Source organism: Rhodospirillum sp. A1_3_36 (assembly GCF_047263945.1).
Classification (GTDB): Bacteria; Pseudomonadota; Alphaproteobacteria; order Rhodospirillales; family Rhodospirillaceae; genus Rhodospirillum.
Window position 1 is genome coordinate 154,052 of the sequence record NZ_JBLAVB010000004.1, and the last position, 22,963, is coordinate 177,014.

Here is a 22,963-nt window from a genome sequence, read left to right on the forward strand (position 1 = left end):
TAAAATTTATAAGATCAGAGTAAAACCAGGCCAGCGTGACTCAAGCTGATCCAGTTTCACTCTCGGACGCAATCCCACATCCCGTCTTTGCCGAGACCACACTCACTGAGACCGAATTCGCCGGAGTTTATCCCATAAAACCGGATCCGCCGAGGATCCCGGCGCCCCTTAGGGACGCCAAGCCCGCTGCTGCTGGGGAGCGAAAAAATCATCAATGCTCCGGACCAGAGCGGCGGCCAGCTTCGCCCGGTACCCACTGGTGCGCAAGAGCTTTTCATCCGTCCGATTGGAGACGAATCCCATCTCCACAAGCACAGAAGGGACATCAGGCGCCTTGAGCACGGCGAAGCCTGCATAGCGGCGCGTTTTGCCCAATTTCTTGACATCCGGCGGCAACTGGGAAATCAGCGCATTGGCGAACCGCACGGACTTGTTTTTGGTTTCCCGTTGGGCCAGGTCGATCAGGATATTGGCCACATCCGGCGTTTCGTGGGACAGATCCATCCCCAACAGGATGTCCGCCTTATTCTCCCGCTCTGCCAACTGGGCAGCCTCGTCATCCGAAGCATTCTCCGACAGGGTATAGACCGACAGACCCCGCACACCCGGATCGCGCAAGGCATCGGCATGCAGGGAAATGAACAGATCCGCCCCGGCATGGCGGCCCCGGGCCACCCGTTCACGCAGGCGGATCGCCGTATCCCGATCACGGGTCATGACCACCTTATAGCGCCCCGTGGCTTCCAAGGCTTTGCGCAAATCCCGTCCCATATTCAGGGTGATGTCCTTTTCATGGACACCCGTCAACCCGATGGCCCCGGGATCCCGTCCCCCGTGACCGGGATCCAGAACAATCACCGGCTTGCGCGGCGCGGCATAGCGGGGGGTGGGTTTCTCCATGGGGACGGGAACGACCCTTCCATCGGCCAAGCCGACCCGCACAATCCCCAACCGCGATACGATCGGCATGCCCATCGCCGCAGACGCCACCCCTACTCCGGAAGGGTCACCATCCACGGCGGCCCCCATGTCCTGCGGCTCTAGACTGGCGACCTGTTGACCGGGGCCGGGAAGCCCCCTCCTCCCACCGGTCCCGGATACCGGCGTATTCCGCAAATCCAATGGGGCTCCCGTTGCCGGGGCGCTTTGGGGAACCGCAGCAATGGGCGCGGGCACCCTGTCCTGATATCCGCCGGTCACCGGGGCGGGAGCCTGGGCAACCGCCCGGGTCGAGGGCGCAGGCGTGATTGTATTGGGAACATCCAGTCCCGTCGGCAGGCCAACGGAGGCCATGAACGCCCCTTCGGAGGTCGGCGCAAGATCGACGACCAACCGCCATCCCTGACCATCCTGGGGTTCCAGAAGAAAGTCCTTGTCCACGACAACGGGGCCGGACAGATCAAGCACCACACGGGCGGTGTCGCCATCGGCCATGCCGTGGCGCGCCGCCTCAATCAGCCCCAAGCCGGATGGAGCGATCGAACCGCCAAAACGCCCCTCCGGAATATCCAGAACAAGCCGATAGGGCGCTGCCAGGGTAAACAGCCGCCAACGGACCCGATCGCTCAAATCCACGACAAAGCGGGTCGAGGTCCCGTGGTCACCAAACCGCAGGCCGTCAATCCGTGCGGCAGCCCGGGCAACCCTTGGCGCAAACAGCCCGGCAGCCAGGGCCAGGGATGCCGCCCCGGACACCAGCGTTCGCCTGTTCATGCCGCTTCGCCAGTTACGCCTCATTGGTGGCCGCGTGCCCCCATGCTTGATCTTCGAATGAATGCTGTCACTCTGGTATAGGCGACCCGCTATCCTGTGGCAAGAATTTGATGCAAGAAAGCCTCGTTAGGGCATGATTTTCAACCCTTAATCCTCGATGCCTTCCGCTTTCGATTTGAATATGCCCCAAAGGAACGGAAAAGATTCAGTTGTAGAAGGATTGACCCAACTGTATCGTCTTCTGTGAGATTCCGTTGGAGGGTCCAGCCCAAATCCCGTGCAAACAGCCGGGACAGGGTCCGTGACCGGGCCGGAAGATCCCTTAGGAGTGGGAAAACCATGGGACAGAGTTCCCTGCTGGTTCCTGGTCCGGTGGGAGGCTTTAGGAGGCGGCGAAGCCGAAAGGCGTGGAAGGGTCAACCCTTTTTACGGCGGCGCGCCAAATCCGGGACCCGACAACTGGTTTTGCGACGCAACAATTTTCTTGACGGCCGGATCCAAACCGCGCCGGACAGGTTAGGCATCCTGGATTACTGGATAATGTATTTTCCGGTCCCTTGTGAACATATTCAATCAGGCGACCGCGCTCTGCGGTCACCCAGTGCCACCGCGTGCCCGTCGGGATCCCCCGAGATGGTTCCGGTTGCGTCCGGTGACCAGCTTTCCAAAAGGAAAGCGCCAGACACGGCCTATCCTACTCCGTTCGCCCGCCAACCTTTCCCCGTGTCCAAGATCCGCCGATCACCCCTGATCGACCGGTCGCCCATGCCCTCGCGACAGGGCTGGCCGACTCCGCGGAGAAGCCTTCCGAATGACCAAACGCATGCTCATCGATGCGAACCACCCAGAGGAAACTCGGGTCGTGGTTCTCGACGGTACCCGTCTTGAAGAATTTGACGTCGAGACGTCTACAAAAAAACAGCTAAAAGGAAACATATATCTCGCCAAGGTAGTTCGCGTTGAGCCCTCTCTTCAGGCGGCATTCGTGGACTATGGTGGAAACCGTCATGGATTTCTTGCCTTTAACGAGATTCACCCCGACTACTACCAGATTCCCGTGGCCGACCGCGAAAAGCTCATCGCCGAGGAGCAAGCCCAAGCTGCGGCCGAGGATGACGACGATGGAGACGGTGACAACGTTGAAACCCTTGGTGGCGACGAGGCAGAGGACAATCAACCCTCCCACCGATCCCGGTCCCGCAATATCCGATCCTACAAGATCCAGGAGGTCATTAAACGACGCCAGATCCTGTTGATCCAGGTGGTGAAAGAGGAACGCGGCAATAAGGGCGCGGCTCTGACCACCTACCTGTCCCTCGCCGGTCGGTATTGCGTTTTCATGCCCAACACCACCCGGGGTGGTGGTGTGTCCCGCAAGATCACCAACGCTGCGGACCGCAAGCGCCTGAAGACCATCATGGGCGAATTGTCCGGACCCAGGGGCAGCGCCGTCATCCTGCGGACTGCGGGCAGCGAGCGCTCCAAGGCGGAGATCAAACGCGACCATGATTACCTCATGCGGACCTGGGACAACATCCGTACAACGACCCTGGAAAGTCGGGCCCCCTGCCTGATTCACGAGGAAGGCAGCCTGATCAAGCGGGCCATCCGTGACATCTATTCCCGGGATATCGAAGAAATCCTGGTGGAAGGCGATATGGGATATCGCACCGCCAAGGATTTCATGAAGATGCTGACACCTTCCCACGCCAAGAAGGTGCAGCCTTACAAGGACGAGATTATGCCGCTGTTCCACCGATATCAGGTGGAAAGCCAGATGGATGCCATGCATAGCCCCATTGCCCAGTTGAAGTCTGGCGGCTATATCGTGATCAACCAGACCGAGGCCCTGGTGGCCATCGATGTCAACTCCGGCCGCTCGACCCGTGAACGCAATATTGAAGAAACGGCCTACAAGACAAACCTGGAGGCCGCCGACGAGATCGCGCGGCAATTGCGTCTGCGCGACCTGTCCGGGCTGATCGTCATCGACTTCATCGACATGGATGACAGCCGCTCCAATCTCAATGTGGAGCGGCGCATGAAGGACGCCCTGCGCAATGACCGGGCGCGGATCCAATTGGGCCGCATCAGCCACTTCGGCCTGATGGAGCTGTCCCGCCAGCGTCTACGTCCCAGCCTGATGGAGACCAGCTTCCTGCCCTGCCCCCATTGCCATGGAACCGGGTCGGTGCGCTCCATTGAATCCACGGCCGTCTACATGCTGCGGGTGATCGAGGAAGAAGGCGTCCGCCGCCGCTCCTGCGAAGTCACAGTCGCGATGGCGACCTCTGTGGCACTCTATATCCTTAACCACAAACGGGCCATTCTATCTGCCATTGAGGACCGTTATGATTTCAACGTCGTCCTGTTGGGTGACGACAGCCTGATCGTCCCCGACTATCGCATGGACCGCGTGAAGGCAGAGAACCGCCGGGACGACGGTCCAGTGGAAGCCGCAGCAGCCCCCCCCAGGTATCCCGATGATCCCCCTGTGGTGACCGAGGACCTGGAAGACGACGAAGATGGGGAGGAGGACGATCCCCAAACCTCCAACGGCCAAACCGAGACCTCCTCGACAAGCCTCGAGGGCACCAATGACGACGACACGGATGGGGCAGGACGCAAGCGCCGCCGCCGCCGCCGCCGCCGTGGCCGTAGGGAGAACGACAGCGCCGAAGCCACGGAGGAAGGACAGGATCAGACCTCCTCGACTGAGGACAGCGACGAGTCCGACGACGAGACCGACTCATCCGAGAGCCAATCGGGCGAGAGCCAATCGGGCGAGAGCACAAGCGAGACTGACAGCTCCGAAGGCCAGGATGATGGGGAAAGTGACGGTGACGGGGATGGAGCCAATCGCCGCCGTCGCCGCCGTCGCCGGAACCGGGGTCGGACCAGTCGGGATGACCTGTCCGCCTCGAATGATCCCTCCTCAGAGGCAGGGGACAAGACCACTCAGTCCAACAACGGGGACGCTATCCAGGCTAGCGAAAGCGAGCCCACCATGGCCGAAAGAGAGCCCACCATCGGCCCAATCACACCGGTGAGCAGGAATCCGCTTCCCTCGGAAGACGTCACCTCGCCGCCCGAACCTGAGACAACGGCCGAGGAAGAAGCCGCAGACACGGTGATCTCTTCTGCTGAAGGGGTCACCGGGGAAACCGCGCAGGACGTCACCGAGGCGGAGGAAGAAGCCACAGACACGGAGTCGGACAGCGCTGGCACGGCGACGACAGAACCGGAAACGGTGACGGAAGAGCAGCCGGAACCAACCCCGGAACAGGAAAGCGCCACCCCACAGGAGGCGGATTCTCCGATGCTGGACGAAACAGACAAACCCCGCCGCACTGGTTGGTGGTCAAAGCTGATCTCCTCCTGATTGGGATTTCGCACGTAAAAACAGGAAAAGGGCTGGTGAACTCCAGCCCTTTTTCTTTTCATATCCAGAACGGCACACGACAGTGTCTCGTGTTTTTTGGGCGAGTGCCCAAGCCCATTTGGGGGCAAATGCCCCCAAACCCCCATTTCCCTTTTATAAGGTCTGGGGCCTTACTGGCCCAGTCTCGCCAAAGAGGGGGGGGGGACGCCGTGACGGGAAAACACCAACTGTCCTGTACCGCACCCAGGAGTGCAACGGTCAGGAAAACAACTCCTCATCCGATAGCACAGGAGGAAAGGTGAGGACGACCCGTGTCCCACCCTCAGGCGCCGCTTGAAACATCATATCCCCCCCATGGGCAGCCATGACCTTGCGGGTGATGGTCAAACCAAGCCCCGTGCCGCGGATGCCGCTGGCGGCAGACCCCCGGTAGTAAAGGTCCCCCATGCGCTCCCGGTCCTCCAGGCTCAATCCCGGTCCCCGATCAGTCACTGTCACCCGCAGGTTATCCCGGGAATCGATGAAGGCCTCCACCACGACTCGCTCCTGTCCGGAATACTTCAAGGCATTACTGATAATATTTCCAATGGCGGTCATCGCCATTTCCCGATCCAGCTCCCAGGTCAGCGTTTTTGGGTTCACAGCCAGAGTCAGCCGATTGGATACTCCCGCCGCGCTCCCGTCTCCCTCCACCAGTCCATTGGCCAAATCCTGCAACATCTGCAGAACCCCTTCCTCCCGCCGATCCAGGGAAACGCCCCCGTGTTCCAAGGCTTCGGACGCCAGGAAAGAATCCACCAAAACCGACAGACGGTCGACAAGCCGACGGATCCTGCCGAGCCGTTCGACCGAAGGTCCGTTCTCCCCCTCCTTCTTAACCTCAATCATTTGGGCCGCCCGGTCTATGGACGCCAGAGGAGAGCGGAACTCATGGACCAACATGGCAATGAACTGCCGCTGTTCCTCTCCCTTCCGTCTCTCGTAAAGGGCCCGCTGTTCGGCCTTGGAGTGAGCCAAGGCGAATTTCCTTAACCGTCCCGCCAATCCAACATTGACCAAAATGGCGTGAAGCACCGCACCGATCAAATAGGCGTTCGTCGTCACCATTGTTGCCGGGAGGAACCCAATATTCGTCAAGAGCAAAGCCAAGACAGACAGGACAAGGAAAGCCAAGGCAGCAATGAACCACCAATCTTCATCCGGCCCATGGCCCTTCCAACGGGCCCGTATGGTCACCGCAAAACCGATAAAGATGACGCCCAACGTCAGAAGAAAGTATGGGGGAGCAAGGCGGCCATACCATGAGCTTCCCAGGGTTCCGATCACGGCAAGAGCTCCCAGGGAAACGCCCCCGTAGAGCACCGAAAGGGGGCGATTCCAGCTCCAAAACCGGAAGATCCGCGCCCAGAGCATCAATACCGCAGGAATCCCGGCCAGGGCACAACCAGCAACAAGCATTGACGGAAAGAGCGCACCCAAAGTGGGAAAAAGCACCGAAATCACGCCCGTTGATCCAAGAAATAGGCCAAACAACGTGGTCAGATAAGCTGCGTAAACCAAGACGGTCCCATCCCGCGTCCACAGTCCAACGGCGATATTGACCAATGTTGCCAGAAGCAGGGCGCCCAGAAACAGACCGTTCAGAAAGGTCTGAAGTTCAAAGGTTTCCATCGCTTCGGTCTGGGGAAGGATCGCGCCAGAGACATTCAGTACGCCATGGGTCCAGATCCTTAGATACACTTTGGCGGATTCCCCTTCTTTCAGGATCAGGGGCACAGCCTGCTTGGTTATTCGAAGAGGGCGTTCGCGCAGCGGTACGGAACTCCCCAGAACGGCGCGCCCTCCTGCAACGGGGCCATAGACCTGTATCTCTGTCAGAAAGGGCACCCCCAACACCAACAGCCAGTCATCCCCCACCCCAAAAGGCCGCCGAACGGTGAACCGCACCCACAGGGCCGCATCCTGATAGCCCAACGACCCCGTCCAGGGGGGTCTCCTGAACCCGTCTCGGTGCCCGGAGTCGGTCATGTCCTCAAAGGTCAGGACCTTGCTCGGGTCCAACTGGATCTCCCAATGATCCTCAAGCTTGGACAGGGCCGCTCTATCGTCGAGGGAAATGACAGCATGCGCTTCTCTCAGCTCTTTCGCCGAGGCCATCGCCAATCCACCCCCATACCGAGAGATCCCGATACATGCAATCAGTACAGCCATGAGGCCGACAAATATCCCCCTCCGACACATTGAAACTTCCCGCCCAAACAAGATACTATATCCAAGCAATACAGACCTATGATCGTCTCATTAGAACACAGCCTCACGTCAGGAGAAACGTCTTGCCGTCCGCCGATAGTATGGAAAATTCGCATCGCGAACAGGGTGAAACCGCCAACATCCATGTCCTTGTCGTCGACGATGACTCAGGTCTCCGGGCCGATCTTGCCGACTTTTTGAGGAATAAGGGATTCCGTTGCGACGCTGCGGATAGCGCTGAAACCATGCGCGCCATGCTTGACGGCGGGCTCCGGCCAGAGATTATCGTTCTGGATCTGATGCTTCCGGGACAGACAGGTCTGCAAGCCGTCCGCACCCTGCGCGAAACCAGCGATGTCCCCGTCTTGATGCTGACCTGCCTGGGAGACGGGGAACACCATATGGCCGGATTGCAATCCGGAGCCGATGCTTTTCTGCCCAAAACCTCCAGCCTGGATCTGATCGAAACCGCCATGCGGAGTGTCTTGCGCCGTGCAGGCCTCCGCCGCACCGCGTCTCAGGCTCCAGGGAAAGAGAGGGGAGGTCCGACGTCTTCTTCAGGAACCTGGACTCTGGACTTGCACACCTGGACCCTGGAGACCCCCGGGGGCCGCCAAGCTCCCCTGACTTTGGCCGAACGGGGCTTCCTGAAACCTCTGATCGAAAGTCGAGGCCGCCCCATCGACCGCTCCAGCCTGCTCAAGGCCATGGACAAGCCGGACACGGAGACCAATCGACGCAACCTGGACACATTGGCCCGACGCTTGCGCCGCAAAGTGGAAAGCCAAACCGGCACCCCCCTCCCGCTGACTTCCGTCTATGGCGAGGGCTACGTCTTCACCGGGGTCTGAGCCTCAGGCCCCGGCACCATCGAGCCAAACGGCGAGACGTCGCGCGGCCTCTTCCACAGCCTCCGTGGATCCACAGAAACTGAACCGACAAAACCGCCCGCCCCGGTCCGCGTCAAAATCCAGTCCTGGGGTTGCCGCCACGCCGGTTTCGGTCAACATGCGCCCACAGAAACCCAAGCTGTCGTTGGTCAGATGCCCCACGTCAGCATAAAGATAGAACGCGCCGTCAGCGGGGGCGAATTCTCGGAACCCGGCCTTGGGTAACTCCCGGACCAGAACCTCCCGGTTTCGGGTATAGCGGGTAATGTTGTCCTGGAAAGACGCTCGATGGCGCAGGGCAGAGATCCCCGCATACTGGGACACGGTCGGGGCATTGATGAAAAGATTCTGCGCCAGGCATTCCGCAGCGCGGATCATATCGGGCGGCATGACCAGCCAGCCGAGGCGCCAGCCCGTCATGCAAAAATACTTGGAGAAGCTGTTGACCACGATGGGGTGGTCAGCCATGCCCGCCGTGCTGACCGCATCCATGCCATAGGTGATCCCGTGGTAGATTTCGTCTGAAATCAGACGGATCCCCCTTTTCCCGCAGTAGTCGACCAAGGCGCGCAGCTCCTCCGCGGGCATGATCGTCCCTGTCGGGTTCGCGGGACTGGCAACGATCAACCCATCCAAGCCCTGCCCCTCCATCTCCTGATAGGCCTCCAGAACGGCGACCGTCGGCTGATATCGGGTTTCCGGCCCCGTCGGCAGAATCACCGGCTCGCACCCCAAAGAGGACAGAATGTGGCGGTAGGCGGGATAACCGGGCGCCGCCAGTGCCACCCGGTCGCCGATGTCGAAGGCGCTCAAAAAGGCCAGGATGAAGCCACTGCTTGATCCGGTGGTTACGACAATGCGAGCCGGATCCACCTCCATCCCCTGGGTCACCTGATAGTCCCGGGCGATCGCCTGCCGCAATTCCGGCAGGCCAAGGGCCACCGTATACCCCAAAGTGTCCGCACGAACCCGATCGGCGACCTCAGCCCGGCAAAGATCCGGCAATCCCGTGGAGGGCTGCCCCACTTCCAAGTGCAGAACGTCGGCCCCTCCGGCCTCCCGCTCCGCAGCGGCGCGCATGACATCCATGACGATAAAGGGGGGCACCTGCCCCCGGCGAGCGACTTTCAATGCCATTGGAAACGATCCCGAACGGAAGAAACAAAAACTCGAAACGCGGCGGTGTCTCGTCTTTTTTGGGCGAGTGCCCAAACCCCTTTGGGGGCGATGCCCCCAAACCCCCATTTTTCTTTTAAAAATAACAGCCTGAGGCCCCAGAGCCCTCTTTTGGGATCAAAGGGTCCGTGACCCTTTGCGGGTTTGGGCAGAGCCCAAAAACTGCGAAGCAGGTTTTCCGGATGTTCGAGGAAACGGTGTATAGACCGCCGCGTACCCTTGGGACAAAAAGCCCCTACTTACCGGCGCGCAACCCGTATCCGGCCCCCCGGGGATCCACCGCAGCGGCGCAGGTTTCCGGATTTCGGGGAATGCCGCCGGGGCAGGACGCCACATTGACCCGCGCCGGAGCCGCCACCGCCTGATTGTTCACCACCGATTGGAGCGGCGTGCCCTCACCGGCCGCCAAAATCGCCGCGCTCAAAGCCTCGACAATCCCAGACGCCCCCCGCCCACCAGCAGCAATCCCAAGATGGAAGGCATGCACATTGCGGTTCACTTTGAGCAAAGTGGCTAAGGCCTCCCCGCTTCCCCCGACGGCAGGGGGCGGCGAGATCAGGAAGCCCTGGTTGGGCATCTCGATCCCGGTGCCAAAGGGCCGCCCCATGCTCAGAACACAGGCGACACCATTGCCCAGGCTGTCGGCGACCACATAACCTGTGGAACCGGGAGCGGATTCAACGGAGGGGCTGCCCAGGTTCGGAGCTCCAAAAGTATGAACCTCCTGATAGCCTTCTTCCCGCACTTTGGATCGGTCCTCCCGCGGCAGTTCATTCCGCAGATCCTGCAGGGTCAGACCGAAACCGGCCATGCTTGCGGCCTCGACCATCTCCCGGGCCATCGTCCCGTCATGCATTTCGCCTGGCCCCCTTTGGCGAATGCGGCCCAGGGATCCGGCCAGATTATGCAGAGCAATCTTTTGCCCTTCGACCAGACCCGCCGCAAAGGAACTGGCCGCCGTATCCGGTCCCCGGGGGAAGTCGGCCATCCGTTGAACCAGAGCCCGGGAGGCAGGAAAGCCAAAGCGCGCCAGATTTTCCGCTGGCGCCACCAGCGTTTCCCAGCGCAGGGACCCGGACCGGGCATGCAAAGCAAAGAGGCCCCGGGCGAGTGCGGGCACGGCCATGGATCCCTTGGGTCCGGGCAGGGTCGATGCGTTGGGCAGGAATTCCAGGGCTTGGACCGCATCCGCCTCCGCATCATAGGACAGGCAGATCCCCCCGCCCCCAAGCCCGGCAGAGGACGGCAGGGTTACGGCCAAAGTGAAGCCCATGGCAACGGCGGCGTCAAAGGCCAGTCCTCCGGCACTGAGCACATCCCGTCCGACGAGCACCGCCTGGGGTTCGTCGGCCGCAATGACGCCGGAGAATCCTTCTACATATCCAATGGTCCCCACCTGCAGGTCGTCGGCGCAACCGCCAACCAGGAGGAGCGAGGCTGTCGCAAGCGCCGCCAATCCGATGCGCCCGCCAGCGGTATTCGATTGACCGCGTTGACGCGAGCCGCTCCCCCCCCTAGCTTGACAGGATGCCCGTGTCGTCTGGCGTATTTTCTCGAATGGGACCATCCGCAAGGAGGCCCTCTGAAACCTGGTGAAACGCATGCGCTTCCTCGTTGCTATCCGCCTTACCGGAACCGTGGTCACCGGCGGGGTGCTGACTTGTCTTAGGGTCGGACTGGTGATGGCCACCGTCCTGGGGCTGTCGACGGCACCCGTTTGGGCGAGAGGGATGTCCCTGATCCGCGACGCGGAAATTGAAAATACCATTGGTATGATCGCCGCGCCACTCTCCAGGGCAGCGGGGATTGGAGATCGGGTCATTACCATCCGCTTGATCAACGACGACGCCATCAATGCCTTCGCTACCACGGGCAACCGCATCTTCATCAATACGGGCACAATCCTCAAGTCCCGCGGCCCAAACGAATTGAAGGGCGTGATCGCCCACGAAATCGGCCACTTGGCTGGGGGCCACCTGATCCACCTGCAGGACAAGCTGGATCAGACCTTTATGTATAGCATGCTCGGCATGCTCGCCGGAGCGGCGGCAGGGGCGGCCTCGGGCCGGGGAGATGTGGCCGGGGCGGTCATGCTCGGCGCCCAGCACGCGGCCCAACGCAACCTTCTGGCCTTCAGCCGGACCCAGGAGAACAGTGCCGACTCCTTCGCGATGCGGGCACTCGACGCCACCCACCAATCCTCCAAAGGATTGCTGCGCTTTTTCGAGGAGTTGGGCGATCAGGAAGCCCTGATTTCAAGCAGTCAGGACCCCTATGTGCGCACCCACCCCTTGACTCGGGACCGCGTGAGCGCTTTGGCCAACCATGTGGCCAAATCGCCCTATTCGGACGTTCCTCCCCCTGCGGCGGAGGTCGAGGCCTTCGAACGGGTCCAGGCGAAATTGCTGGCTTACCTGAAGCCCGGGGTCAGCACCATGACCAAATACCCGGCTACGGACCGGTCCATTGCCGGTCGCTATGCCCATGCCATTGCCTATTTCCGCCGATCGGACCTGGGACGGGCCCTCCCCATGATCGACGGCCTCATCGCCGACCGCCCCCAAGACCCCTACTTCGAAGAGTTGCGCGGCCAGATGCTGGTCGAAAACCAACGCCTCGCCGAAGGTGTCGCCTCCTACGAAAAGGCCGTCCGCCTCGCCCCGACCGAACCCCTGATCCTGGTCTCCCTGGCCCATGCCCAGGTGGAATTGGGCGATCGGTCGAACCTGGAGAAAGCACGCACCAACCTGAAGGCAGCCCTGAACCTGGAGCCGAACAATCCCTTTGCCTGGAAGCAATTGGCCAAAGCCGAAGGGAAACTGGGCAACGAGGGCATGGCGACCTTGGCTCTGGCCGAAATGGCCATGGCCCAGGGCAACCCCCGGGAGGCACTGGCCCATGCCCACCGGGCCGAAGGACGCATCCCCAAAGGGTCACGGGACGCCCTGCGCCTGCAGGATCTGATCGCCGAAGCCGAGCGCCTCAAGGACAAGGAAAACTAGGATCATGCCCGCCGCCATGGCTGCCCTGTTCCTCTGCCAACTTCTGGGGGAACTGGCTGCCCGCCTGACTCACCTTCCCATTCCCGGTCCCGTGGCTGGCATGGTCCTGCTTCTGATCTGGCTGACCTGGGGTCGGTTCACCCCACAAGCCTTGCCCCAGACCGCCCGGGGCCTCCTGTCCCACCTGTCCCTGTTGTTCGTTCCTGCCGGCGCCGGTATCGTCCTGCACCTCCAGCGTCTATCCGAGCAATGGCTCGCCATTTCCGTCGCCGTCGTGGGTAGCACCCTGCTGGCCCTGGTGGCCACTGCCGTGACGTTTCGAGTGGTGGCTAAGGCCATGGGACTCGACCAAGTGACCCGCGAGGATCCACAAGAGAGCGGGAGCCCCCTCCCATGACCGGTGCCGATCCCTTGACGGACCTCTGGGTCTACCTGAACACCACGCCCCTGTTCTGGCTCTGGGTGACCCTTATGGCCTATCTTGTGGGTCATGCCCTTCACGTGAAAGCCAGAGGGGCACCCTTGGTCAACCCTGTGGCCATCGCCGTGGGCCTGATCATCGCCCTGCTTTGGGCCACCAAGACCTCCTACGAGCACTATTTCGAAGGCGCCCAGTTCATCCACTTTCTGTTGGGTCCGGCCACAGTCGCCCTGGCCGTGCCCCTGTTCGAGAACCTGGGCCGGGTCCGCAGGGTACTGATCCCCATGACAGCGGCGCTGGTCGTCGGTTCCATCGTCGCGGCAGCCTCGGCCATGATCCTGGGGAAACTGATGGGGGCTTCGCCGGAGGTCGTTCTCTCGCTGGCGCCGAAATCGGTCACCAGCCCCATCGCCATGGGCATCAGCGAAAGCATTGGTGGCCTGCCCCGGTTGACCGCTGCCCTGGTCATCCTGACGGGCATCCTGGGAGCCATTCTTGTTACGCCCCTGATGGACCGCTTGGGTATTCGCGACTATCAGGCCCGGGGGTTCGCCGCCGGTTTGGCGGCCCATGGCATCGGTACGGCCCGGGCCTTCCAGGTCCACCCCATCGCCGGAGCCTTCGCCGGGATCGGCATGGGGCTGAACGGGCTGGTCACGACCGTGGTCGTTGCCGTTCTGGTAGCCGTGTTAACCTGAAGGGGGAGCATGGCCCATCAAATTCCCGCGATCAGAGCGCCCCGCCCTTGCCCCGGAGCAGTTGATCACGCACACTTCCGCCACGTTTATCCGCCTGACTCGGGTGGCCTCTCCGTTTAGATCAAACCGCCCTAAATCGGAATCGATTCAGGGCGGGTAATTTGATCTGGATTCAATAAGTTGAACATCGAGTGGACCGGAAAGCCGGTGCCCACTTTTCCGCTCGATGCTCTAGATATCACGAGGATTATGATCCCATGCGCCTGCTTCGTTCCGCGTCCGTTTCCCTCCGCCGGGGCGCCCTGGCCTCGGCCATGGCGCTGTCCCTCGGGGTTCTGTCCATGGGCTCCCTGGCGACTCCCGCAGTGGCTGCGGATCCCCTCACCCCCGAGCAGACCGAGGCGGTGAAAGACCTGATCCGTGAGCATCTGATTGCCAACCCGGAAATCCTCAAAGAGGCGTTCCAGGCCCTAAAAGCCAAAGAAGACGCCGCAGAAAAGGCCAATCAGGCATCGATGATCAAGCAATTGGGACCCATGCTCACCGATCCCAAGGACTTGCCAACCCTGGGAAATGCCAAAGGCGACGTGACTGTGGTTGAATTTTCCGACTACAACTGTGGCTATTGCAAGCGCGTCTTTCCGGTCCTGTGGGACACCATCAAGACGGACGGAAAGATCAAACTGCACGTCATGGAGTACCCGATCCTCGGTCCGGACTCGGTTCTGGGCGCCCGGGCAGCCCTTGCCGTGGCCCTACAGGACGAAGCGAAATACGAGCCCTATCACAAGGCCTTGATGGCCCATAAGGGCAAGATCACCGAGGAGGTACTCGCCAAGCTCGCCAAGGACCAAGGCCTGGACGCGGAGAAGATGAAAAAGGACATGACATCCGAGGACGTCGACGCCAAGATCGCCCGGTCCTTCCAGCTTGCCCAGGCCCTGGGCATCAGCGGCACGCCAGCCTTCATCATTGGCGACCAACTCATCCCCGGCGCCATGGGGCCGGATACTTTGACCGCCCTGGTGAAAAAAGCCCGGGCCGGAAAGTAAGGCTCCACACCCCATCACAAGCCACCGTACACGACAGGGGATGTTTTCCCGTCATGGGGCTTTGCCCCGTTCCCCACTGGGGCCGAAAGGCCCCAGACACCGGACAGTTACTGGCCGAAAGGCCCCAGACACCCGGGCTGTTCCTTTGAAAAGAAAAAAGGGGGGTTTGGGGGCATTGGCCCCCAAATGGGCTTGGGCAATCGCCCAAAAAACATAAGACACTGTCCTGTACCGTGATCCCAATCAGATCGTTAGAGATCCCAGTGCCCCAGGTCCGTTACCCCACAGGGGTCTCTATCGTTTCAGCCCCGCCGCCGTCTGGCTCATCTCATCAGCTGTGCGGAACACATTGGCTGCAGATGAATAGGCGGTCTGAGTGGTAATCATCCGGCTGAACTGGTCGGTCAAATCCGTCGTCGATTGCTCCAAGGCCCCTGGAGTCAAGCGCACGCCCCCACTTAAGGTATCCGAAGCGGACAGAATACGCCGATCTCCCGCGTAGTCACTGGCCGCAAAAAGGGTTCCAGACTTCGCCTCCAAATTATCGACGGCCGTGAAATCAGCCATAGCCAGCTTGAAGAGAGGGCGGGTTGTGCCATTGGTGTACCTGCCGCTTAGCACCCCTGTCTCATCAAAGCTCGTGCTGGACAACGATCCTTCGGGATAGCCGTTGGCCGTCGTTTCATCCATCCGCGTCTGGCCGCCGTATTGCGTCACCTCACTCATATCAACAGTGAAGGATCCGGTCGTTCCGTTCGCATAGGTCATGTCGAAGGTCAGCATACCGTCAGGGGGATTGGTCAACCTCCCTCCGCCATCAAAGACCAAAGTACTGGGCGAGGCCGTTCCGGTGTTGCCATTGGCATCGGTCAACGACAAGGTCCAGGTGTTCTGGTTGGCCGGATCCGGCTGAAACTGCATTTTAATGGATTGGCGGGGCCAAGTGTTCGTCGTGGTGCCATCGGGTTTGGTCTCGGAATATTGAGGGCCCCAAACGTTGATCCCCAAAGTCTGGGTCGTGCTGGCGTCCGCATCGAGATTGGCCCGAACCTCGACCGAAGAGGTGGCCTTTCCGTCAGCGACCTGCAGCGAATTGACCTTTATGGGAACCAAGCCTGCGCCTCCGGTAACGCTACCCGTTGCAGGATCGTTGACAGGGAAGGGCTCTGTCCCGGCCTGAACAGCGGCCTCATCAGCCGCCCACCCCATCAGGTAATACCCTCCCGAAGTGGTTAAATAGGAATCCCCGCTTGCCTCATCCTGACGGGCTTGGAAGTCCCCCGCCCGGGTGTAGAGCGTTTCACCAGACCCATCCAATTGGGGATTAACCATGAACAGACCGGTACCGCCGATGGCCAAATCCATATCCCGCCCCGTCTGCAGGACGGCTCCTTGCCCGGAAACCCGGCGATAATCCACCGGCTTGGTCCCAAAAAAATCGAAGCGGGCCGTCGTTTCCGACAGCAGAGTCTTGAAGTTGGTGTCCACCTGCCTGTAGCCAGCAGTGTTCACGTTGGTCACGTTCGTGGAAATCTGTCCCAGCGCATGCGATTGGGCAGTCATCGCCATGGAACTGTTCGTGAAGGCACCCATAAGGCTCATCACCGGTCTCCCAAAATCCCCCACCTCTCTGGACACTCTCGATCCAGGGCGCGCGGAAAAAACAAAATGTCACCAGAATAATGCACAATTCGCGCCAATATCCCGACCGCTGACACATCCTCTTCCCCGAGGGGGACTCCACGTCAAATTCAGCACCAACCAATTGAATTTAAATCTGTTTTTTGAAAGGAGTGACAAGACATCTTCGGTCGCCCCTCCCTCTGTTGTCCCGGCCCGTGACCGGAAAAAACAGAAAAAAGGGCGGCAAATTTTGCCGCCCCTCCCGGTAAATTCATCCCCGCCAACTGGGATCAGATCAGTCCGCCAAGGGGGGAGGATGGATCGGCATAGAGCTTGCGGGGCATGCGCCCGGCCAAATAACCCTCGCGCCCGGCTTCAACGGCCCGCTTCATGGCCCGAGCCATGCGGATCGGATCCTTGGCCTGGGCAATGGCGCTGTTCATCAACACACCGTCGCATCCCAGTTCCATGGCCGCTGCGGCCTCCGAGGGTGCCCCCACGCCCGCGTCCACCAACACCGGAACGCTCACCGCTTCCTTGATCAGGCGGATGGTGTAAGGATTGATGATCCCCAGACCGGAGCCGATCAGAGAGCCTAAGGGCATGATCGCCACGCAGCCCATGTCCTCCAGCCGTTTGGCGGCAATGGGATCGTCCGCGCAATAGACCATGACCTTGAAACCGTCTTTGACCAGGGCCTCTGCCGCGATCAGGGTCTCGGCCATGTTGGGATACAGGGTTTTCTGATCGCCAAGAACCTCCAGCTTCACCAGATCCCACCCTCCGGCTTCCCGCGCCAGACGCAGGGTCCGCACGGCATCATCGGCTGTAAAACAGCCTGCCGTATTGGGCAGGTAGGTATATTTCTTGGGATCCACGTAATCGACAAGCATGGGTTGGCTGGGATCGCTGACATTGACCCGGCGAACGGCGACCGTGACAATTTCCGCTCCGCTGGCCTCGATGGCCAGGGCCGTTTCCTCGAAGTCCTTGTATTTGCCGGTTCCCACCAACAAGCGAGACGTGAAGGTCCTGTCTGCGACAGTAAAGCCGTCCTCTCCGGCCACCACCTGAGTGGTCTCGAGGTCTCCGCCTCCAATGAAATGCACGATTTCCAACTGATCCCCTTCGCCCAGAGAGATCTCGGCGTATTGGGTTTTGGGAACGATTTCACGGTTCCGCTCAACGGCCACCTTGCGGGAATCGAGCCCCAGATCGGACAGCAGTCCTTCAACGGTTCGGGCGGCTGCGAGGTCCCGGGCCTCGCCATTGATGATAACCTGCATGGGTTGGTGTTCCGTGCCAAAGTTTGCGTAAGAATTTTGCGTAAGAATTCTGAAACGCCCCGTCCGGGTCGCCGTTGTCAAACGTCCCTTCCGGATCGCCGTGAGTATGGGGCGGAGGGCGCAGGCTTTCAACCTTTCCCCAAGAAATCCCCCTTTTCCCGTCAATCGCATGGCCATCATGTTCCCAGGGTTGTTGCGGGGGCGTGAAGGCATGGTATAACCCTCTCCAACGCGTCCGGTTTTTTGTAGCGACGCGCAGGGATTCTCATGACCAACCGTGTTATCCCCCCGCATAACGGTTTTACCCAATCCAGAACCGGCCTTTGCCGGGTCCGGACCGGATGCCCGACCGGGAGGGACATACGGACCATGCCTCCGGCGAGGAGCGAACGGAAAAGGGCTCTATCCCTCCGTTTCACTTCACCGCCCCCAACCAGCCAGACAATCGCGGAGTGAACCGAGACCATGGCGAAGACCACCATCGATAGCGAGGCGATCCGCGCCCTCGCCGATCTGCTGCACGATACCGGCCTCAGTGAAATCGAGTATGAAAGCGGATCCGTGCGGGTCCGCGTGGCCAAGCAGATGACCGCTGTCACAGCGCCTGCGGCGGCTCCAGCGCCCCCGGCTGCCCCGGTGACTGCGGCTCCTGTCGCATCGGCGGACCCCTCCGACCATCCCGGTGCGGTCAAGGCCCCCATGGTGGGCGTGGTTTACCATTCCAACGAACCGGGCGCCGCCGCTTTCATCAAAGTCGGTGACACCGTGGCCGAGGGACAGACATTGGTCCTGATCGAAGCCATGAAGACCTTCAACCCCGTGCGCGCCCCCAAGGCTGGCACGGTCTCGGCCATTCTCGTGGACGATGCGACGCCGGTGGAATACGGCGAGCCCCTCGTCATCATCGAGTAAAGGGAGCGCCTCCGCCCCATGTTCGAAAAAATCCTTATCGCCAATCGGGGCGAGATCGCGCTGCGCATCCACCGGGCTTGCCGGGAGATGGGCATCAAGACCGTCGCGGTCCACTCCACAGCCGATGCGGAAGCCATGCACGTACGGCTGGCCGACGAATCCGTCTGCATTGGCCCCCCCTCGGCCCGGGACAGCTACCTGTCCAAGGCCGCGATCCTGTCTGCAGCGACCATTACCCATGCCGACGCCATTCACCCCGGATACGGCTTCCTATCGGAAAATGCCGATTTCGCCGAGATGGTGGTGGATCACGGCTTCGCCTTCATCGGCCCTTCCCCCAAACACATCCGTTTGATGGGAGACAAGATCACTGCCAAACAGGCGGCCCTGGACGCGGGCTTGCCCTGCGTCCCCGGTTCGGCTGGCGCAGTGGAGACGGAAGAAGAAGCCCAACGTCTCGCCACCGAATTTGGCTATCCCGTGCTCTTCAAAGCCACCGCAGGCGGCGGCGGGCGCGGTATGAAGGTGGCCACCTCCGACGACGACCTCCTGGAAGCCTACCGCACCGCCCGAACCGAGGCACTCGCCGCCTTCGGTAACGGCGAGGTCTATATGGAGAAATACCTCCAGAACCCACGCCATATCGAGGTGCAGGTTCTGGGCGACACCCATGGCGGTGCGGTCCATCTGGGCGAGCGCGATTGTTCCTTGCAGCGGAAGCACCAGAAGGTCTTGGAGGAGGCCCGCTCCCCCGCCCTGAACGACGAAGCCCGCGAGCGGATCGGCGAAATTGCCCGCAAGGCTGTGGAGAATCTAGGCTACTACAACGCCGGAACCATGGAGTTTCTCTACGAAAACGGGGAATTCTACTTCATCGAAATGAACACCCGTTTGCAGGTGGAACATCCGGTGACGGAAATGATCACCGGCCTGGACCTGGTCCGCGAACAGATCCGCATCGCGTCGGGCGCCCCCCTGGGCTATTCCCAAAAGGACATCCGCTTCGAGGGGCATGCCATCGAATGCCGGGTGAATGCCGAGGATCCGGAAACCTTCGCCCCCTCCCCAGGTCGGGTGACCGACTTCCACCAGCCCGGTGGCATGGGTGTACGGGTGGACAGCGGCCTGTACCAGGGCGTGATGGTGCCGCCCCACTATGACAGCATGGTGGCCAAGCTGATCGTCCACGGGGCCAACCGCAATGAATGCCTGATGCGTCTGCGCCGTGCCCTGGATGAGTTCGTCATCGAAGGGATCAAAACCACCCTGCCCCTCCACCGGAAACTGGTCAGAACCCAGACCTTTATCGACGGCTCCTACGACATCCGTTGGTTGGAAAACCATGTGACCGACTGATGTCGGTCTCCGTTTCCGGGGGACGCTCCTCCCCCGGAAACCAAAAAAAATCTTGATGAATATCGACTCCATGCCCTGTAATGGGTCTGGATGTGGTCTCGAGGGAGAGCAAGGGGTGATTTCCATCACGCCGGAAATCGTAGTCCGCGCTTATGCCAGCGGGGTGTTCCCCATGGCCAAGTCCCATGATGATCCTCGCCTCTATTGGATCGATCCGGAAAATCGGGGGATTCTGCCCCTGGACGGCTTGCATGTGTCCCGCAGTATGCGCAAGGTCTTAAGACGCGGTCTGTACGACGTCTCCATCGACCGGGCCTTTGTGGAGGTGATCAAACAATGCGCCGCACCCGTTCCAGGTCGGGAAGAAACCTGGATCAATCCGGAAATAGAGCAGCTTTTCACCGATCTCTTCGATCTTGGATTGGCCCATAGCGTTGAATGCTGGGACGGAGACCAGCTTGTCGGCGGGCTCTACGGCCTGGCCTTAGGCGGAGCATTTTTCGGTGAAAGCATGTTTTCCCGACGGGACAATGCCTCCAAGGTCGCCGCCTGCCATCTGGTGGCCCGCCTGAAAAAGGGCGGGTTCCGTCTGCTGGACACCCAGTTTACAACCAAGCATCTGTGCAGCCTGGGCGCCCTGGAAATTCCCCGCTACGACTACCAGCGGCGCCTCTCGGAAGCCCTGAAGGTGCACGGGAATTTCTTGGTTGAGCCCCCCGATGTGCTGGCTGAACTGGACCACAAGGTGGGGTGGTAGAAGGCGAAGAGGTCCGCCACCCTGCCTCAAAGCCCCCCTCATTGGATCATATGGTTAGAACGGAATGAGCACGGAAAACCGGTGCTCATTTTTCCTCATTCCCCCCTAATCCAGCGGCGGGGCTCCTGGATCGACCGGCTCCACGGGAGCAGCATCGGCACCCGGGGCGCCCCCCTCCCCCGTTTCCAGGTCCGAGGGAATCTCGCATTTCAACACCCAGACATCATAAACGCCGTGATCCATCGCCGACAGGGACGGACTGGACGCATACATCCACCCCCGAAAGACCTCGCGCGGGGCCTGTCCGTCAGTCAATTCAGAGATATCCAGGAAGGCGCCGCTTTCTGGATCATCGGGCGGGACCCGTCGGATACAGGAACGGACCACGATCGACAGGGATCCCAGCCGCCATTCCTGGCCCACGGTCACCTTTGCTTCGCCGACCCGGGCTGTGATTTTGTCGAGCCAGCCCAAAATGGCCGTCTGGGCATGGATATCCTCAGCCCCAGCGGATAACGGAGCGATGGCGATCAGACCCGCCAGGGAAAGGGCTGAAACCCTGGCTGGGGTCATGAAGGAACGAATCCGGAAAAACGTCATGGGACCTCTCACGAGCCCGCTGGGGGTTGGGTGGCCAGGAAGATAATTTCACCCACCAGCTCTTCCATGGACTGGAAGTCCTGGGTCCGGGTCAAGCGGCCACCTGCAGCGATCATGGTTTTCGATTCACCCGGCTCAAGGCGGACATATTTCCCACCCAGAAGACCGTCACTGACAATGGCCACCCGGCTGTCCTCAGGCACCTTGATTTCAGAACTGATGGTCAGATCGACCACCGCTTCATAGGTGGTGGTATCCAGCTTCTGAGCCGTGACACTGCCAACTTTCACCCCGTTGATGCGGACATCGCTGCCCGTATCCAGACCACCAACCTTCAGGAAAATGGCCTCCACCGGATAGCCCGTCAAGGGTTTCAGATCTGCGGTATTATAGGCAAAGACCAGGAACAGGGCAGCGACGATGAGCACCACCGCGCCCATGATCGTTTCGATCGGATTGCGTCCCAAAATTCGAATCCTCGCCGGTCTAAGGGTTGGTCAGGGGAGAAGCGGGTGAGGCTGGAGAAGAGGATGAATTAAGGGAATCGCCCTCCGATTTCCGCCCCCCATCCACAGACTCCCCGTCCATTGGCGCCCCATCCACTGACCCGTCTTTTCCGTTCACCCCAGGAGCCCAAGGGGCGAACAGGTTCACCGGCGGGGAAGGTTCACAATCGCAAGCAGGTGGTTCGTCAGCCGACGGGGTCGCCTTCGATGGCGCGTCCAGGATCGACTGCGGCCGGGGCATCTCCTGCTCGCTGGCCGGTATATTCGGATCCAACCCCCTTTTGACCTTGGCCATGGCCACGATCTTCGACAACAGGTCCTCGATGATCACCGAGTCCTGCGTATAGTCGAGACGCTCACCTGAGGGAATTGTTCCATACCCGCCACCCGCTGTGACCACCTCTATGTATTTGGAGCCCAGCAGGCCATCGGTCTGGATCTTGGCAGCGGCGTCGTCAGACAACTCCGCTCCCCCTAGATCCATGCGCATGGTCACCACCGCCCGATATTGATCGTCCAAGGTATGGCGCACCACCCGACCCACGGGGATGCCTGCCACACGCACTTCTGACCCCACGCCGATTCCATCGGCGCGGTTAAAAACGGCGTCCACCTGATAGGCTCCTTCGGGAGCGCCCGTGTCATGGCGGTTGATGGAGGTCGCAGCCATGATCGCGACTCCCACAAGCACCACCACGGCTCCGATCAGCGTTTCCGCCCGATCGCCGTGCACCCCTTCCTTGAACGCTCGCGCGATTACCATGAGCCTCCCACCGATCCCCTTCCGTTCCGGTGTTTACGGACGCCAAGCTTGGTAATCACCTGTGGAGGCAGATCGATGCCCCCCGGCCCGTTCGTCACCCTTGGGCACATAGGCGCCCAGAGTCCCGGTCAGATTCGGTTTATGGGGCTGTTCCCAAGCCTTACTCCGGGCATCCAGGGGCTTGTCATTGGTGTAGTGGAGCCAGGCATGCCATTCAGCCGGAACCTTTGAGCCCTCGACCTTGCCCTTGTACATCACCCAGCGCTTGCGCCGGTACAGGGGATTGGACAAGCGCTTTTTACGTTCCTGGTAGTACTTGTTTCCATGGGCATCTTCGCCCACGAATTCGCCGTTCATCATGGTCAACAGCCGGGTACCGATGCTCATCGCGTCAGGCTCCTAAACACGCGAGTATCCCTCGCGGGTCATCATCCGAGGACCCTCCGGAAGCGTTGATCACGCTCCCCAAAAGGCCCGGTTTCCGTAAAATTTTTCCCAAATCCACCCCATCGCAGAAAGCCAAGGAGTCGGGTTCGGGAGCGGGCCGCACTATGGCGCAACGCAAGGCGTTCGTCC

General features: G+C 60.7%; 19 protein-coding genes and 1 pseudogene. 9 read left to right on the forward strand and 11 right to left on the reverse strand.

The window, feature by feature from the left end:
* Positions 1-168: 168 nt before the first annotated feature.
* Positions 169-1,713 carry an N-acetylmuramoyl-L-alanine amidase gene (locus ACLIRY_RS11140; protein ID WP_413205464.1) on the reverse strand — a complete coding sequence of 515 codons (1,545 nt, stop codon included), beginning with the start codon at positions 1,711-1,713 and terminating at the stop codon, positions 169-171.
* Between the two features lie 811 nt (positions 1,714-2,524).
* Here ACLIRY_RS11140 and ACLIRY_RS11145 point away from each other — a divergent pair.
* A complete protein-coding gene (locus ACLIRY_RS11145; RefSeq protein ID WP_413205465.1) occupies positions 2,525-5,095 on the forward strand; it encodes an Rne/Rng family ribonuclease in 2,571 nt (856 codons plus the stop codon).
* A gap of 258 nt (positions 5,096-5,353) precedes the next feature.
* On the opposite strand, the gene ACLIRY_RS11150 is transcribed toward ACLIRY_RS11145, so the two are convergent.
* Positions 5,354-7,252, reverse strand: a complete 1,899-nt coding sequence (locus tag ACLIRY_RS11150) for an ATP-binding protein (protein ID WP_413205466.1) — start codon at positions 7,250-7,252, stop codon at positions 5,354-5,356.
* A 176-nt stretch (positions 7,253-7,428) separates the two neighbouring features.
* Between ACLIRY_RS11150 and ACLIRY_RS11155 the strand changes: the two genes are divergently transcribed.
* Positions 7,429-8,196, forward strand: coding sequence for a response regulator transcription factor (locus ACLIRY_RS11155; protein WP_413205467.1), 768 nt, complete (start codon positions 7,429-7,431; stop codon positions 8,194-8,196).
* 3 nt (positions 8,197-8,199) lie between these two features.
* On the opposite strand, the gene ACLIRY_RS11160 is transcribed toward ACLIRY_RS11155, so the two are convergent.
* Together ACLIRY_RS11160 and ACLIRY_RS11165 are read right to left on the reverse strand one after the other, a co-directional pair.
* Positions 8,200-9,372, reverse strand: a complete 1,173-nt coding sequence (locus ACLIRY_RS11160) for a pyridoxal phosphate-dependent aminotransferase (protein WP_413205468.1) — start codon at positions 9,370-9,372, stop codon at positions 8,200-8,202.
* Between the two features lie 274 nt (positions 9,373-9,646).
* Complete coding sequence (locus ACLIRY_RS11165) at positions 9,647-10,867, reverse strand: gamma-glutamyltransferase (protein WP_413205469.1); 1,221 nt, start codon at positions 10,865-10,867, stop codon at positions 9,647-9,649.
* A 145-nt stretch (positions 10,868-11,012) separates the two neighbouring features.
* On the opposite strand from ACLIRY_RS11165, the gene ACLIRY_RS11170 reads away from it, so the two are divergent.
* The 4 genes from ACLIRY_RS11170 (at position 11,013) to ACLIRY_RS11185 (ending at position 14,584) form a co-directional block, all read left to right on the forward strand.
* Complete coding sequence (locus ACLIRY_RS11170; RefSeq protein ID WP_413205470.1) at positions 11,013-12,413, forward strand: M48 family metalloprotease; 1,401 nt, start codon at positions 11,013-11,015, stop codon at positions 12,411-12,413.
* 4 nt (positions 12,414-12,417) lie between these two features.
* The gene (locus ACLIRY_RS11175) at positions 12,418-12,810 is read left to right on the forward strand and encodes a CidA/LrgA family protein (RefSeq protein ID WP_413205471.1); all 393 of its coding nucleotides are present in this window, start codon (positions 12,418-12,420) and stop codon (positions 12,808-12,810) included.
* Complete coding sequence (locus ACLIRY_RS11180; RefSeq protein ID WP_413205472.1) at positions 12,807-13,532, forward strand: LrgB family protein; 726 nt, start codon at positions 12,807-12,809, stop codon at positions 13,530-13,532. The genes ACLIRY_RS11175 and ACLIRY_RS11180 overlap by 4 nt, the downstream gene beginning before the upstream one ends.
* 257 nt (positions 13,533-13,789) lie before the next feature.
* The gene (locus tag ACLIRY_RS11185; protein ID WP_413205473.1) at positions 13,790-14,584 is read left to right on the forward strand and encodes a DsbA family protein; all 795 of its coding nucleotides are present in this window, start codon (positions 13,790-13,792) and stop codon (positions 14,582-14,584) included.
* Between the two features lie 294 nt (positions 14,585-14,878).
* On the opposite strand, the gene ACLIRY_RS11190 is transcribed toward ACLIRY_RS11185, so the two are convergent.
* From ACLIRY_RS11190 to thiS, 3 genes and pseudogenes are all read right to left on the reverse strand, one after another.
* On the reverse strand, positions 14,879-16,186 hold the full coding sequence (locus ACLIRY_RS11190) for a flagellar hook protein FlgE (protein WP_413205474.1): 1,308 nt from the start codon (positions 16,184-16,186) through the stop codon (positions 14,879-14,881).
* A 311-nt stretch (positions 16,187-16,497) separates the two neighbouring features.
* A complete protein-coding gene (locus ACLIRY_RS11195; RefSeq protein ID WP_413205765.1) occupies positions 16,498-17,277 on the reverse strand; it encodes a thiazole synthase in 780 nt (259 codons plus the stop codon).
* Positions 17,278-17,307: 30 nt separating this feature from the next.
* Positions 17,308-17,787 (reverse strand): annotated as a pseudogene (thiS, locus tag ACLIRY_RS11200) (sulfur carrier protein ThiS); the annotation flags it as partial.
* 171 nt (positions 17,788-17,958) lie between these two features.
* Between thiS and ACLIRY_RS11205 the strand changes: the two are divergent.
* The 3 genes from ACLIRY_RS11205 to aat all read left to right on the forward strand — a co-directional run bounded on the left by ACLIRY_RS11205 (position 17,959) and on the right by aat (position 20,518).
* The gene (locus ACLIRY_RS11205) at positions 17,959-18,405 is read left to right on the forward strand and encodes an acetyl-CoA carboxylase biotin carboxyl carrier protein (protein WP_413205475.1); all 447 of its coding nucleotides are present in this window, start codon (positions 17,959-17,961) and stop codon (positions 18,403-18,405) included.
* Between the two features lie 18 nt (positions 18,406-18,423).
* Positions 18,424-19,761, forward strand: a complete 1,338-nt coding sequence (accC, locus tag ACLIRY_RS11210; protein ID WP_413205476.1) for an acetyl-CoA carboxylase biotin carboxylase subunit — start codon at positions 18,424-18,426, stop codon at positions 19,759-19,761.
* A gap of 115 nt (positions 19,762-19,876) precedes the next feature.
* The gene (gene aat / locus ACLIRY_RS11215; RefSeq protein ID WP_413205766.1) at positions 19,877-20,518 is read left to right on the forward strand and encodes a leucyl/phenylalanyl-tRNA--protein transferase; all 642 of its coding nucleotides are present in this window, start codon (positions 19,877-19,879) and stop codon (positions 20,516-20,518) included.
* Between the two features lie 105 nt (positions 20,519-20,623).
* On the opposite strand, the gene ACLIRY_RS11220 is transcribed toward aat, so the two are convergent.
* From ACLIRY_RS11220 to ACLIRY_RS11235, 4 genes are read right to left on the reverse strand one after another with little or no spacing between them, the layout of a single operon-like run.
* The gene (locus ACLIRY_RS11220; RefSeq protein ID WP_413205477.1) at positions 20,624-21,091 is read right to left on the reverse strand and encodes a DUF2155 domain-containing protein; all 468 of its coding nucleotides are present in this window, start codon (positions 21,089-21,091) and stop codon (positions 20,624-20,626) included.
* Between the two features lie 35 nt (positions 21,092-21,126).
* Entirely contained in the window at positions 21,127-21,585 is a 459-nt protein-coding gene (locus ACLIRY_RS11225) for an outer membrane lipid asymmetry maintenance protein MlaD (RefSeq protein WP_413205478.1), read from the reverse strand.
* A gap of 19 nt (positions 21,586-21,604) precedes the next feature.
* Complete coding sequence (locus ACLIRY_RS11230) at positions 21,605-22,387, reverse strand: MlaD family protein (RefSeq protein ID WP_413205479.1); 783 nt, start codon at positions 22,385-22,387, stop codon at positions 21,605-21,607.
* Between the two features lie 33 nt (positions 22,388-22,420).
* Entirely contained in the window at positions 22,421-22,774 is a 354-nt protein-coding gene (locus tag ACLIRY_RS11235) for an NADH:ubiquinone oxidoreductase subunit NDUFA12 (RefSeq protein WP_413205480.1), read from the reverse strand.
* Between the last annotated feature and the right edge of the window lie 189 nt (positions 22,775-22,963).

What these genes read in the sequence shown, in the direction of transcription:
- ACLIRY_RS11140 (WP_413205464.1), bottom strand. Translation starts at nt 1,713, where the DNA reads ATGAACAGGCGAACGCTGGTGTCCGGGGCGGCATCCCTGGCCCTGGCT.
- ACLIRY_RS11145 (WP_413205465.1), top strand. Translation starts at nt 2,525, where the DNA reads ATGACCAAACGCATGCTCATCGATGCGAACCACCCAGAGGAAACTCGG.
- ACLIRY_RS11150 (WP_413205466.1), bottom strand. Translation starts at nt 7,252, where the DNA reads ATGGCCTCGGCGAAAGAGCTGAGAGAAGCGCATGCTGTCATTTCCCTC.
- ACLIRY_RS11160 (WP_413205468.1), bottom strand. Translation starts at nt 9,372, where the DNA reads ATGGCATTGAAAGTCGCTCGCCGGGGGCAGGTGCCCCCCTTTATCGTC.
- ACLIRY_RS11170 (WP_413205470.1), top strand. Translation starts at nt 11,013, where the DNA reads ATGCGCTTCCTCGTTGCTATCCGCCTTACCGGAACCGTGGTCACCGGC.
- ACLIRY_RS11175 (WP_413205471.1), top strand. Translation starts at nt 12,418, where the DNA reads ATGCCCGCCGCCATGGCTGCCCTGTTCCTCTGCCAACTTCTGGGGGAA.
- ACLIRY_RS11180 (WP_413205472.1), top strand. Translation starts at nt 12,807, where the DNA reads ATGACCGGTGCCGATCCCTTGACGGACCTCTGGGTCTACCTGAACACC.
- ACLIRY_RS11185 (WP_413205473.1), top strand. Translation starts at nt 13,790, where the DNA reads ATGCGCCTGCTTCGTTCCGCGTCCGTTTCCCTCCGCCGGGGCGCCCTG.
- ACLIRY_RS11190 (WP_413205474.1), bottom strand. Translation starts at nt 16,186, where the DNA reads ATGAGCCTTATGGGTGCCTTCACGAACAGTTCCATGGCGATGACTGCC.
- ACLIRY_RS11205 (WP_413205475.1), top strand. Translation starts at nt 17,959, where the DNA reads ATGGCGAAGACCACCATCGATAGCGAGGCGATCCGCGCCCTCGCCGAT.
- accC (WP_413205476.1), top strand. Translation starts at nt 18,424, where the DNA reads ATGTTCGAAAAAATCCTTATCGCCAATCGGGGCGAGATCGCGCTGCGC.
- ACLIRY_RS11220 (WP_413205477.1), bottom strand. Translation starts at nt 21,091, where the DNA reads ATGACCCCAGCCAGGGTTTCAGCCCTTTCCCTGGCGGGTCTGATCGCC.
- ACLIRY_RS11230 (WP_413205479.1), bottom strand. Translation starts at nt 22,387, where the DNA reads ATGGTAATCGCGCGAGCGTTCAAGGAAGGGGTGCACGGCGATCGGGCG.
- ACLIRY_RS11235 (WP_413205480.1), bottom strand. Translation starts at nt 22,774, where the DNA reads ATGAGCATCGGTACCCGGCTGTTGACCATGATGAACGGCGAATTCGTG.